At 69.7% G+C, this 12671-nt stretch carries 11 protein-coding genes; 3 read left to right on the top strand and 8 right to left on the bottom strand.

What is annotated here, in order from left to right; genetic code table 11:
• The 8 genes from FCL41_RS16525 to FCL41_RS16560 form a co-directional block, all read right to left on the bottom strand.
• Positions 1-642: a dihydrofolate reductase family protein gene (locus FCL41_RS16525; RefSeq protein WP_137064617.1), complete on the bottom strand. Its 642-nt coding sequence runs from the start codon at positions 640-642 to the stop codon at positions 1-3.
• 21 nt (positions 643-663) lie between these two features.
• Positions 664-1029 carry a YciI family protein gene (locus FCL41_RS16530; RefSeq protein ID WP_137064616.1) on the bottom strand — a complete coding sequence of 122 codons (366 nt, stop codon included), beginning with the start codon at positions 1027-1029 and terminating at the stop codon, positions 664-666.
• A gap of 138 nt (positions 1030-1167) precedes the next feature.
• The gene (locus tag FCL41_RS16535; protein WP_137064615.1) at positions 1168-2760 is read right to left on the bottom strand and encodes an ABC transporter permease; all 1593 of its coding nucleotides are present in this window, start codon (positions 2758-2760) and stop codon (positions 1168-1170) included.
• Complete coding sequence (locus FCL41_RS16540; RefSeq protein WP_137064614.1) at positions 2757-3692, bottom strand: ABC transporter ATP-binding protein; 936 nt, start codon at positions 3690-3692, stop codon at positions 2757-2759. The genes FCL41_RS16535 and FCL41_RS16540 overlap by 4 nt, the downstream gene beginning before the upstream one ends.
• A 64-nt stretch (positions 3693-3756) precedes the next feature.
• A complete protein-coding gene (locus tag FCL41_RS16545; protein ID WP_137064613.1) occupies positions 3757-4920 on the bottom strand; it encodes a glycosyltransferase 87 family protein in 1164 nt (387 codons plus the stop codon).
• A 14-nt stretch (positions 4921-4934) separates the two neighbouring features.
• Positions 4935-5975, bottom strand: a complete 1041-nt coding sequence (locus FCL41_RS16550; RefSeq protein ID WP_137064612.1) for an alcohol dehydrogenase catalytic domain-containing protein — start codon at positions 5973-5975, stop codon at positions 4935-4937.
• 228 nt (positions 5976-6203) lie between these two features.
• The gene (locus FCL41_RS16555) at positions 6204-7682 is read right to left on the bottom strand and encodes a DUF3352 domain-containing protein (RefSeq protein WP_170970161.1); all 1479 of its coding nucleotides are present in this window, start codon (positions 7680-7682) and stop codon (positions 6204-6206) included.
• Positions 7683-7945: 263 nt separating this feature from the next.
• Positions 7946-9580, bottom strand: coding sequence for a sulfatase family protein (locus tag FCL41_RS16560; RefSeq protein WP_170970160.1), 1635 nt, complete (start codon positions 9578-9580; stop codon positions 7946-7948).
• A gap of 164 nt (positions 9581-9744) precedes the next feature.
• Here FCL41_RS16560 and FCL41_RS16565 point away from each other — a divergent pair, with 164 nt between their 5' ends.
• The 3 genes from FCL41_RS16565 to FCL41_RS16575 all read left to right on the top strand — a co-directional run bounded on the left by FCL41_RS16565 (position 9745) and on the right by FCL41_RS16575 (position 12399).
• Positions 9745-10272: an RNA polymerase sigma factor gene (locus tag FCL41_RS16565; RefSeq protein WP_137064609.1), complete on the top strand. Its 528-nt coding sequence runs from the start codon at positions 9745-9747 to the stop codon at positions 10270-10272.
• A complete protein-coding gene (locus FCL41_RS16570; protein WP_137064608.1) occupies positions 10272-11009 on the top strand; it encodes a hypothetical protein in 738 nt (245 codons plus the stop codon). Before FCL41_RS16565 ends, FCL41_RS16570 begins: the two co-directional genes overlap by 1 nt.
• 220 nt (positions 11010-11229) lie before the next feature.
• Positions 11230-12399, top strand: a complete 1170-nt coding sequence (locus tag FCL41_RS16575; RefSeq protein WP_137064607.1) for a hypothetical protein — start codon at positions 11230-11232, stop codon at positions 12397-12399.
• Positions 12400-12671 lie beyond the last annotated feature (272 nt).

The raw sequence follows: 12671 nt of genomic DNA on the forward strand, positions 1-12671 counted from the left end.
TCAGGACGTGACCAGGGGCGACTTCCGGGTGAACACGAGATGCGTGACGCCGCTGGGTGAGGCGGTCGTCTCGACGTCGTACGCCTCCTCGAACCCTTCGAGTCCCTCCCACAGCTGCGTCCCGCGGCCCAGCACGATCGGCACCTGCACCAGGTGGACGTGGTCGACGAGCCCGGCGCTGATGAAGTCGCGCGCCACCGTGGCGCCGCCCCCGATGCGTACGTCCTGACCTCCGGCCGCCTCGGAGGCGATGCGCAACGCCTCGGCCGGGGTGGCCGTGAGGAAGTGGAAGGTGGTGTCGCCCATCTCCAGGGGCTCCCGGGCATGGTGGGTGAGCACGAAGACAGGGGTGTGGAACGGAGGCTCCTCGCCCCACCAGCCACGCCAGTCGGGGTCGTCCTGCCAGCCCGGCGGGCCGAACTTGTGGGCGCCCATGATCTCGGCGCCGATGCCGCGCCAGTACTGCTGCGCGAAGGCCTCGTCGACCCCCGACGTGCCGTGCTCGGGGTCCCAGACCCGGGTCGCCATCATCCACGCGTGCAAGCGCTGGCCCGCGTGCCCGAAGGGCGTCTCGAAGGACTGGGGGTCGCCAGCCGCGAAGCCGTCGAGGGAGAGGGAGAAGTTGTGGATCCGGGTGGCCATCGGGCCTCCTTCCGGGAGGGTCTAGTCCTGCACGGCCTGGTCGACGCCGTGGCGCTGGGTGGGGTCGTCCAGCAGCTCCCGGACCTCCTGCGCGCAGCGACAGGCGACGGCGATGCGGTGCGCCCACTCGTAGGCATCGGCGGGGCTGTCGACGTCGATGATGGTGAAGCCGGCGAGGTTGGCGGTGATCAGGGCATAGCTCGCGATCAGGGTGCCGTCGGGCTCGACCACCATGGTGTCGTAGCCCTTGGGTCCTCCGCCGAAGAGCCAGACGCCGGCGTCCTTCGCCGCTGCCGTGACCTCGGCGGCGTCGGTGACGACCTGGCGCAGGTCCTCGGCGGCGAAGGTGACCGAGTCCTCGGTGAACGAGATCAGGTATCGCGTCATGCCGCTCCTCGCCCCCGGGGGCACCGCGACACGTCGCGACGCCCTGTCTGCGACCTGTCTACACCCGCGCGGACGTCAGGGGAATGGCACGTCCAGTCCTGCGGCGCCGCCCCGGGGAGGAGGCGGCCCTGGTCGCCGTCACATCAGGTCGCGGCGTCGAAAGCCGGCGAAGGCGATGGCCAGGAAGGTGAGGATGACCAAGCCCAGCCAGCCCAGGGCGGACCAGTCAGGGTCGGTGGCCGTGACCTGGGGGACGTGACGCAGGGGGCTGATGTCGAGCGCCCAGTCGGGCAGCTTGAAGGTCGGTCCGAGGATGGTCAGTCCGAACGTCGCCACCACGCCGACCCACCCCAGCATCCGGACCGCAGGGCGAGCGCCCACCGCCGCGAACGCAATGCTCACCAGGATCCACACGGCCGGGACGGTGGCCGTGGCCTGGAGGACGACGTCGCCGACGTCGGTCGAGCTGTCGCGCGCGTGGGCGACCACCCCCAGGGCGGTGCCCGCGACCAGCATCGCGGCCCCTGTGCCGGCCAGCGCGACGAGTGCGTTCGAGGCCAGGTAGGTGTGGCGCCGCAGGGAGGCGGCGAGCAACGGTTCCACCCGGTGGTCCACCTCCTCGGCATGGATCCGCAGCGCCACCTGGACACCCATGGTCGCGGCGATGATCGCGATGATCTGCAGGATCGTGGCCACGAACGCGAACGTCAGGTCGGAGGGACCCTCGGCTCCGGAGGTGAGGACCTGGCCCATCCCCGGGTTGCCCGCGACGAGCTCGCCGACCGAGGTCGCCACGGTGCCGAAGAGCGCTCCGAGCGCGGCGAACGCCACCAGCCAACCGACCAGCGAGCTGGCGTTGAGCTTCAGTGCCAGACCCCAGACGTGGCCGGCGACTCCGGCCTCACGAGGTCCGGGGCGCTGCGCGACCATCCCCTGGCCGAAGTCGCGACGTTCCTGCAACGCGAACCCGACGGCCACCAGCACGATCGCGAGCCCGAGGGCGAGGAGCAGGGGCCAGGGGTTGTTGTCGGCGCCGGGTCCGCTCTCCTCGAGCCAGCCGTAGGGAGTCACCCAGGTGGCCCAGTCGGGCGCGTCGGAGATGTCGACGTAACCACGCAGCACGTAGGCGATCCCGAGGGTGGCGACGCCGAAGGTGGAGGCGGCGCGGGCATCTGCGCCGAGCTGCGCGGTGATGGTCGCCACCCCGACGAACATCAGTCCTGCGGCGGTGTACGACGCTGACAGGACGGCGGTGGAGGCCACCCCGCCACCGCACAGGACGGTGACCAGGAAGCAGACGACTCCGAGCGCGACCGAGGCGATGGAGGCGATGGCCACCGCGACAGCGAGCCGCGACGTCCGGGCGATGACCCCCGACGCGATCAGCTCGGCCTGACCGGAGTCCTCGTTGGCGCGACTGTTGCGCACCACCGTCAGCACCGCCATCAGGCCGGTGAAGAACGCACCGAGCTGACCCGCGCGCCAGCCGTTGAACCCGTCGGCCGTGCTGAGGTCCTTGGCGGGTCCGAAGACCAGTGACAGGGCCGGGTTGGCCCCCAGGGTCCTCGCCAGGGCCACCCGCTCCTCGGGCTCGTCGAAGATCCACTCGTAGGCCAGGATCGAGGTCGCCGACAGGACCGTCACGATCGCCACCCAGGGGACGACGTTGCGGACGTCCTGGTGCAGCGACACCTTGAGCAGCGGTCGTACGCCCGCGAGGGGCACGCTCATGGGCGGGACTCCGGGTCCGCCAGGTCGTCGGCGTAGTGGCGCAGGAAGAGGTCTTCCAGCGAGGCCGGCGTGACGGTGAGGTGGGACATCTCGTACGCCACCAGCTCGGCCATCGCCGCGTTGACCCGCCCGGGCTCGACCGTCGCGGTCAGCCGGTGGTGCTCGTCCAGCACGACGTCGTGCAGCTCGCTCAGCGAGCTCGGGTCGGCGGGCGGCCTCGCCAGGGTCGCGTTGATGGTGACCCGGGTCTGGCCGCGCAGCTCGTCCAGGGTGCCGGTCTGGACGATCCGTCCCTGCCGGATGATGCTGACCCGGTCGGCCAGCGCCTCCACCTCGCTCATGATGTGGCTCGACAGCAGGATGGTGCGCCCCTTCGCCTTCTCCTTCGCGATCTCGTCCTGGAAGACGGCCTCCATCAAGGGGTCCAGCCCCGAGGTCGGCTCGTCAAGGATCAACAGCTCGACGTCAGCCGCCAGCGCCGCCACGATCGCGACCTTCTGGCGGTTGCCCTTGGAGTACTGCCGACCCCGCTTGCTGGGCTCGAGCTCGAACCGCTCGATCAGCTCGTCCCGGCGCCGCGCGTCCAACCCGCCGCGAAGGTTGCCGAGCAGGTCGATCGCCTCCCCACCCGACAGCGCCGGCCACAGCACGACGTCCCCGGGCACGTACGCCAGTCGTCGGTGCAGCTCGACGACGTCGCGCCACGGGTCCCCGCCCATCAGCTCGACGGTCCCGCCGTTGGCGCGCAGCAGACCCAGCAGCACCCGGATGGTGGTGGACTTGCCCGACCCGTTGGGCCCCAGGAACCCGTGCACCTCTCCCCGCGCCACCGTGAGGTCGAGCCCGTCGAGCGCGGTGAAGGAGCCGAACTTCTTCACGAGCCCCTCGATGCGGATGACGGGGCGGTCCGCCTGCCCGGACGTCTGGCTCATCAGCCTTCTCTCCTCGCGGGGCGACGGCCGGCATCAGCAGACCGTCGGAGGACAACGCTGTCGTTCAACGATGGTGCGCACACGCCGTGCAGTCTGGCAACCGTCGACGAGCGACGACCCCCAGCGCCACCACGCCGAGCACCACGTAGGGACCTGAGGCGGCCACCTGGAGCGGGTCCCACGAGAGCTCGGAGTCGTTGCCGGGGAGCGCCCACACGGCGTACGTCGCAGTAGTCGCCAGCACCGTGAGCAGGAGCAGCCACGAGCGTTGCCACCCGAGCACCAGCATCGGCACGCACCAGACCCAGTGGTGCGTCCACGAGATGGGCGAGACCAGGAGCCCGGTCGCGGCCATGGCCACCAACCCGCCCAGCTCGTCGCCGGCGCGGCTGGCCCGGAGAGCCACGACGGTCCCCACGAGCAGGACGGCGAGCACGACCACGAGCGTCACGGCGAGCTGCCAGGCGTCGGGGTCGCGGTCTCCGAAGGCGCGGACCAGCCATCCCCGCACCGACTGGTTCGACACGTTCTCGGGCCGCCCGGCCCGTCGGTCGTCGACGAGGTGGCGCGTCCAGAAGTCCCACGTCGCACGGGGAGCGACGAGCGCTGACAGCGCCACCGTGCCGACCGCCGTCACGGCGGCCGTCGCCCCGGCCCGGCGGGGCCCGGCCAGCAGCAGGTAGACGATGAAGATCGCCGGAGTCACCTTCAGGCCGGCGGCCAGGCCGGTGCCCACGCCGGCCCACCGCGTGTCTCGCAGCACGGTCAGGTCGGCGAGGACGAGGGCGACGAGCAGCAGGTTGACCTGGCCGAACCCGAGGGTGGACTGCACCGGCTCGCACCACACGGCGACGGCGAGCACGCCCGCCGTACCGATGGTCAGTCGGCGGCCCTCGACACCGGCGAGGCGGAGCGCGAGGTGACCCACCACCGCCAGCAGGAACACGTTGGCGAGCACCGATGCCGGCTCGAGGAGCCCCATCGGCAGGAAGGTCGCCGGCACGAAGACCATCGCCGCGAACGGCGGGTAGGTGGCGAGACCCGTCACCCCCGGAAGGGGGCCGTAGAGGTCCCACCCGTGCCGCAGTGCCATGCCCTCAGCGCGGTAGATGCCCAGGTCGTAGAAGTCGGGTACGAGGTCGCCCTGGATCGTCCGGAGCGCCAGGAGGCAGGCCACCGACACGGCGGCGAGCGTCCAGGCGATCCTGGGAGTCAGGGTCGGCACCACGCGGCGGATGGGGCTCAGTCGCGGAAGAGCGCGACCTTGAGCGCGCCGGTGTCGGAGGCGCGCTCGAAGACGTCGTAGCCGTCCTGCATCTCCTCCAGGCCGAAGCGGTGCGTCACGAAGCCCTCGGTGTTCACCCGACCTTCGCCCATCAGCCGCAGCAGCGTGGGGGTGGAGTAGGTGTCGACCAGCCCGGTCGTGATGGTGACGTCCTTGATCCAGAGGTCCTCGAGGTGCAACGTCACCGGCGAGCCGTGCACGCCGACGTTCGCCACCGTGCCCCCCGGGCGCACCAGGCTGGTGCACAGCTCGAACGTCGCCGGGATGCCGACGGCCTCGATCACGGTGTCGAAGCCCAGCCCTTCGGTGTAGGCCTCCAGCTCGGCGCGTACCTCGTCCGGGCCGGGGACCGCGAGGTCAGCCCCGAAGTGCACCGCCGCCTCACGCCGGCTGCTGGCAGGGTCCACGACCACGATGCGTGAGGGAGTGAGCAGCCGCGCGGTGATCACGGCGGCGAGGCCGACGGGGCCTGCCCCGACGATCACCACGCTCGACCCGGGCGCCACCCGGCCGTTCAGCACGCCGACCTCGTACGCCGTGGGCAGGATGTCCGCGAGCAGGAGTGCCTGCTCGTCGGGGATGGTCTCGGGGAGCTTGTGGAGGCCACGGTCCGCGAAGGGAACGCGCACCAGCTCAGCCTGGGTGCCGTTGATGAGGTGGCCGAGGGCCCAGCCGCCGCCGCGCAGGCACTGGCCGTCCTGGTTGGCCCGGCAGAAGCGGCAACGGCCACACCCTCCGACGCAGGAGACGAGCACCCGGTCTCCCACCTTCACCCCACTGACGCTGGTGCCGATCTCCATCACCGTGCCGACGGCCTCGTGGCCGAGGATGGTTCCCCGGGTCACCTCGGGCACGTCGCCCTTGAGGATGTGGAGGTCGGAGCCGCAGATGGTGACCGCGTCCACCCTGACGAGCGCGTCCTCCGGGCTCTCCACCGTGGCATCGGGGACGTCCTTCCAGATCCGTCGTCCGGGGCCGTCATAGGTCATCGCCTTCATGGTGCTCTCCTGGGTTGGGGGCTCGACACGTCGAGCCTCCGTCCGAAAGAGGGGTGCACGGCACGGTCCTAGGACCCGGTGGGCCGTGACCTTTGCCTCCGTCCTGCCTGACGTTGTCCCCGTCATCCGCGGCGAACAGGGGGTCAGCGTCGATCACGGCCGCGGAGGCCGTGAAACGCCGAAGGGCCACCGTGACCGGGTGGTCACGATGGCCCTTCTGGGTGGGTCTCAGCGCAGCGACAACCGCGCGGTGAAGGTGGAGCTCTCGGCGTCGCCGGAGACGGAGAACCCGAAGGCGTCGAGGGGTGCGAAGCCGCGGTCGGGGTCCTCCTCGGCGGTGACCAGCTCGTCGAAGAGACGGCCGATGTCGACGAACCCGACCGCGGAGGCGGTGGAGGCGTCGGCGACGACCTTCCTGAACCGCTCGTTCCCACCCAGGCCTCCGGCCTCGGCCAGGGCGAGCGCGTCAGCGGAGGAACCGGCGACGTAGTGGTCGGCGCGAGCCTCGGCGTACACGTCGTCGGCAGCGGCACCGGTCTCGCCCACGAGCGTCTCGATGAGGGACAGGACCCTCGCAGCGTCGGCGGTGCGGACCTTGCCGAAGACGGTGAGGTCCTCGGGGTCGCCGGGGCTCATCGTGGCACCGGCGGCCAGGTCGGTCCCGAGGATCGCGCGAAGGTCGTCGGGCAGGTCCAGGTCGAGCCTGCCCTCGGCCTCGGCGAGCATCTCGTCGGTGACCGCGCCGCTCTCGGCGAGGGAGTCGTACAGCGAGACCGCCGCCTCGCCCAGCCCGGAGACCGACACGGCAGCCACGGTGTCGGCGGGGAACTCGTTGACCAGGCCGGTGCCGGGCACGGAGGCGGGCTGCTCGATGCCGGTGGAGAGGTCGAGGGCCTTCGTGACGAACTCGATGTGGTCGGACTGGGCGTTGATGCCCATCACGAGGCTGCCGGTCGGCTCGAACTTGATGGGGTCGGCCGCGTCGGTGTCCACGTCGTAGAGGTCGAGGAGGTCCGCGGTCACGTCTTCGGGCATGGCGTCGTAGGTGGCCTCGACGTCGGCCCAGGCGGTGACGATCTGGTCGCCGCCGAGCGCCTCGATGTCGCCCTGGTAGTCGGCGTCGGCGGCGAGCACCTGCTCGGTCCCGGCGACCTCGTCGGCGATCTTCTGGTCCTCGGCGATGACGACGTAGTCACCGCTGACGGCCCATGCGACGTCGTCGATCTCCTCGGCGCTCGGCGGGTCGGTCTCGAGGTCCGACGCGGCGCTCGCCTCGACCTTCTCCAGCCCGGCCTGCATCTTCTCCTCGTCGGTGAACTCGACCACCATCACCGGCGTGACGCTGTCCTGGCCGTCCGGGATGGCCGCGAGGGCTGCCCGGTCACCGAGCCACGGCTTGATGTCCTTGTCGTAGTCGATGCCGTCCAAGCTGTCGGCGAAGAGCGGCTCCAGGAGGTCGTCCTTGATGCTGTCCTCCGAGGAGACCTCGACGTCCTCGAACTTCTTCGACAACTTGTAGAGGTTGACCTTCTGCCCGGCGGCGGGGTCCATGTCGACCTTCACGAACGCGAGCGTGTTCGCAGGGAGGACGTCCTCAGGCTGGGCTCCGCCCCCGGACAGGAACGAGGTGGCAGCGAAGCCGCCCACCGTCAGGGCTGCGACGCCCACGACGCTCGAAGCGGTGATCATGAGGCTCTTCTTGGTCATCGGTGTCCTTGGTGCGGCAGGGGCAGTCGTGCCCGGCATGCACGGTCAGCCCGCGCAGGCTCCCCGGGGAGACGCGGGCACGCACCCGCATGCCTGGGGAGGTCGGAAGAACCTCGAAGCGATTCTTGATCAGCACCACGGTGCAGCGCTCGGTTTTCAGATTTGTGTGACCAAGGCGCCGTCCTCCGCTGGCGCCGAGCAACCGGCCGCGTCAGGCGTGGCCACCCAGGACCTGCTGGAGGACGGTGACGTGCGTACGCCTGTCACTGCGCGGCCTCGTTGATCCTCTCGTTCGTCTCTCGCAGCTCGTTCAGCCTCGCGGCGTACGACGGGTTCTTGGCGAGGTTGCTGAGCTGGTACGGGTCGCTGACGAGGTCGAACAGCTCCTCGTGGCCGCGGAAGTTCACGTACGTCCACTGGTTGTCGACGCGCACGCCGGTGTAGAGCGGGTCCGGCTTCGTCGGGCCAGTGTGGTGCGGCCACCCTGACAGCGGGATGGTGCGCGAGACCTCGCCACGCTTCAGGTACGGACGGAAGTCGACGCCGTCGACCGTGCGGGTCGGCCTTGCGTGGGCGATCGCAGCCCACGTGACCGGGATGTCGGCGTTCGTGACGGGCGTGGAGACCTTCTTGCCCTTCGGGATGCCGGGGCCGCGGAGCGTCATCGGCACCTTGAGCGACTCCTCGTACCAGAACAGCTTGCCGGAGAGGTTGTGCTCGCCGTTGAAGTAGCCGTTGTCGGAGGAGAACATGACGATCGTCCTCGACAGCTGGCGGGTCTTCTTCAGCGCCCTGATGTGGGAAGCGACCGCTTCGTCGACCGCCAGCAGCGACTCGAGCCGCTGCTGGTAGGACTCACGCATCGCTCTCCGGCCCGTCGCCGAGCGTGGGGTCGCGGACCTGGGGAAGATCTTGTCGGGGTGGACTCGCATCATGTTCGGCTTGTTCGGCAGGTTCACGAGCCTGAACGTGTTGCGGTGACGCTTGGCCGGCGAGGGGCTCTTGACGACGTCCTTGGCGAGAACGTCCTTCCAGGTCTCCGGGTCGTCGGGGTCGCGGGGTCCGCCGTGGTGCGGGGCGACGTAGTTGACCCACATGTACCAGGGCTTCTTATTGCTGGACTTCGCGTTGATCTTCTCGTTCGTGCGTCGAGCGAACTCGTCGGTCTGGTAGCGCTTGCGGCGCTCGAGCCTGCCGTTGTCGTTGATGACCGTCGTGGAGTAGTTGTAGGTCGCAGCAGCCGAGCCCTGCCAGTTCGACCAGCCCGGCGGGACGTACCTCTGCGTGGTGTGCGTGCCGTACCCGTTCAGGTACTTGCCGACGAAGACGGTGTCGTAACCGGCGCGACGCAGCCACACGGGCAGCGTCTCGCGGTCCATGAACGAGGCGGCTCCGCCGTAGGGCCCGCTGATCGACAGGGCGCCGTGGCTGGCGGCGTACTGACCCGTCATCAGCGTCGCGCGGGCAGGGACGCAGATCGGTGTGGGCGCGATGCCGGACGTGAGGGTCGTGCCCTGGTTGGCGATGAGCCTGCGCGTCTTCGGCATGTACGCCAGGTCAGCCTGCGTGGCGTCGTCGGCGGTGATCATCAAGATGTTGGGGCGCTTGGACGCCTTCTGCGCAGCCTGCGACACCCCGGAGACCAGTGCTCCACGGTCCTGCGCGGAGGCAGAGGCTGGCGGGGCGACGACGGCGACGCACGTCGCCAGGGCAGACGTCGCCAGGGTGATCCCGAGGACCGGGTGGGAGCGTGGCTTCACGGGAACCTCCTCGTGATCGGCTCGGACGTGGACGGCCAGGAGCCCGTCCAGCGAGACCCCGTTCTCGAGCTGCTGGTACGCCCGTACGCCGTCCGAACCCTTGCCCTCCACGGTCTCACGGAGGTGCGCATACGTCACGGTGTGCGGGGACGGGGACGTACGCCACCGATGGCGCCCGCCCCGGCCGCTCGCCGAGGTCGTGCAGATGGATCGATTTCGCGCCTGAGGTGAGGCAACCACTTCCATTCGGCGTACGTCACTGTGGTCGAGGGGCGATGCTCGACCCTCGGGAAGGAGTCGCGATGGCGCGCCGGGACGAACAGGGGTTCGTGGAGTTCGTCGACGCCTACGAGGGGCGTCTGCGACGTGCGGCCTTCCTGATCACGGGTGACTGGGCGCTCGCCGACGACGTCACTCAGGAGGCGCTCGTGCGGATGTACGTCGCACTGCCCCGCCTGGGCCAGGTGGAGAGCCTCTTCGGGTACGCGCGCCGCACCGTGGTCAACGTCGCCATCGACGCCGCACGCCGCCGCGGGACGCGGGAACGCTACGAGGCGAAGGAGTCGGTGCCGCCGCCGCTGCCCGACGTCGCGGGGGCCCACGCCGACCGCACCGCGGTCATGGCCGCGCTCGGCGGGCTCGCGCCCCGGCAGCGGGCGGTGGTGGTCCTGCGCTACTTCGAGGACCTCAGCGTCGCGCAGACCGCCGAGGTCCTGGGTTGCTCGCAGGGCACCGTGAAGAGCCAGACCGCACGCGGGCTCGACGCCCTGCGCGGCGCACTGGTCGGGGCCGGTTGGCACCACGAGGTGGAACTGGAAGTGAGTGAGTGATGGTCGATCTCAAGAACCTGCTGGACGACGCCAGCCGCCAGGACGGGCGCGCAGTCGACGCCCTCGACGTCGTCCACGCCGGGCGTCGCCGCGTACGACGCCGTGGCGTCGTGCGCGCCGGTGCCGCCCTCGCCCTGGTGCTCGTCGTCTCCGCGACGGCGCTCACCGTCCGTCCGTGGGAGTCGGAAGAGCCCCGCCTGCTCGAACCCGTGAGTCCGCCGGCACCGAAGGTCAGCCCAGTGGCACCGAAGGACAGTGAGTTCACGTCGCCCGGCTCACTGCTGGACATCGGCGAGACGGCACGGGTCCCGGTCGAGCACGCCGATAGGCGAGGCAAGGTCGAGCTCACCGTCACGGCCGTACGTCGCGGCGACACCGCCGACCTGCTCGCGGACCCCGAAATTTCCGCCGATCTCCGCCAACGCCTCGAGACCGGGCAGATCTGGTACGTCGACGTCACGATCAGGTACCTGTCCGGGAAGATCGGTGGCTACTACCTGGACTCCGACGTGGAGCCGGTGCTCCGCGGCGGCGGGGGGCACAACCAGGTGAGCTACCTCTTCGACTTCGCGCCGTGCCCGTCGCTGGGGCTGTCGAGTCCGCCGGTTCCCGGGGAGAGTGTGAAGGACTGCGTCGTCTTCCGGACCCCGCCGGGCACCGACGTGGTCGGGTTGCGCTGGGGGCCGTTCGAGACCCCTTACTTCGTCGGGACCGAGAAGCCGGTGGTCTGGCGCTAGGCGTCCTTGGTGGCTGCTCGGCCCCTCACTGCTGGACGACCAGCACTGGCTGGGCGAGTGTTGCGAGCTAAGGCTGCATCGGTTCCTGCCGGAGGCGAATAGCCCCAATGTGCGGAAGGATCCGCAATCCTCGCCAGCCGACGGCGTGTTGTGGCCAGAGCCACCGTAAGTCGTCGCGATCGCCTGCGGACGCGCCGGGCGGCACCTACGCTCGTTGCCCATGGACTGGATGCTGTGGCTCGAGGCAATCACAACCCTGGCCACGGTCGCTGCGGTCGCTCTGGCGTGGTGGGCCATCCACCTCGCCCGGGACGCCGTGGAGCTACAGCGCAAGGCCACGCTGCAGGACGTGACCGTCAACGTCCGCCGGGCCCTCGCCGATCTCACCACTGCGACCAGCGAGTTCAACGCCGAGCTACTGCCTTACTGGAAGGTGAGGTCGGCGGAGCACGCGCCTGTCGAGCACCCGGACCGAGCAGCTGTCATCGGCGACGCCTGGGTCCAACAAGAGATCAAGGTGCACGCCCAGGCCCACCTGATGACCGGACTGGGACGGACCCTCGTCTCTGAGCTGAACGCGATGTACTCGTTCGCGCCGCACGCCTGGGAGAAGGCGGAGATCAAGCGCCTTGAGGCGTGGATCCTGGGGTTCACCCAAGCCGCTTGGTTCGCGCCGTACTCCGCGCTCGTCTCAAGCGATGAGTTGTCCGACTCACCGTTCAGCATGGTCGACTGGCTCCTCAAGGAGTCCTACGGAGGACTCCGGGAGTTCGCCATTGACTCGCTCTTCAACGAAATTCCCGGTTTCCCGCGGGAGGACGCCGCCAACGCCGCCAGCGCGTTCTTCGCTGCGGCGGAGAGCCACGTCGTGGACGCCGTGAACAGCGCGGTCGACCGTGCTGCACAGATGGTCGCGGGCGACCAGTCGCTTAAGGAGTTCCGGTCGAAGCAGTTCCTCGAGGGGGCACTCCCAAGTGCCGCGAAGGGGACTACCTCGGCAGCGGACGACGAGGCGGGGGCGGCCCCGAATCGGCAGTTCCGCTTCCGGCTCCGAGGTGGAAACATCCACGAGGGCACGCTGCGCATTCTCATGTCCCATATCGCCACCGACTACGCCGACTACACGTTCGATGAGCGGGTCGCCCTAGCGCGGCGCCAAGTCTCTGCCCTTCACTTCACCCGAAAGGCACAGGCGGACGGACCCGAGCGTGGCCCGCGCTACCTCGTCACGAGCGCATATGAGCCCCACACGTCCGTCCCCCGGCCCGAGGGCGCACCGATCATCTGGGTAGACCCGGACACGGAGGGAGACTTCCTCACCTCCTTCGGCACGCTGGAGCCCATGGATGTGCGCAAGACCGCGGGCAAGGAGACGACACCTCACGCATAAAAGGCTGACGCGCTCAGGTGCAAGCACAGCCGCCTTGTCTGCTTCAAAACGCTGCCACCGTACGAGAGCACGTCGAGCCAAGGCGCCTCGCCGAGTCGAAGGTCGATGCCCTCGAACTTTGACCGGTCCACGCCCCGGGGGAGTCGTTCGTTAGCGTTGAGCAGCCACCGATATGGAGTCGAGGAGCCGGCCGAGCACAACGCAGAGGTTTGGCGTTTGCCGAGCTTGACGAGTGCGTCGACAAGCAATGACCTTCGCACCTTGATCGCCCG

The sequence above is a fragment of the Nocardioides jishulii genome (genome assembly GCF_006007965.1).
GTDB lineage: Bacteria > Actinomycetota > Actinomycetes > Propionibacteriales > Nocardioidaceae > Nocardioides > Nocardioides jishulii.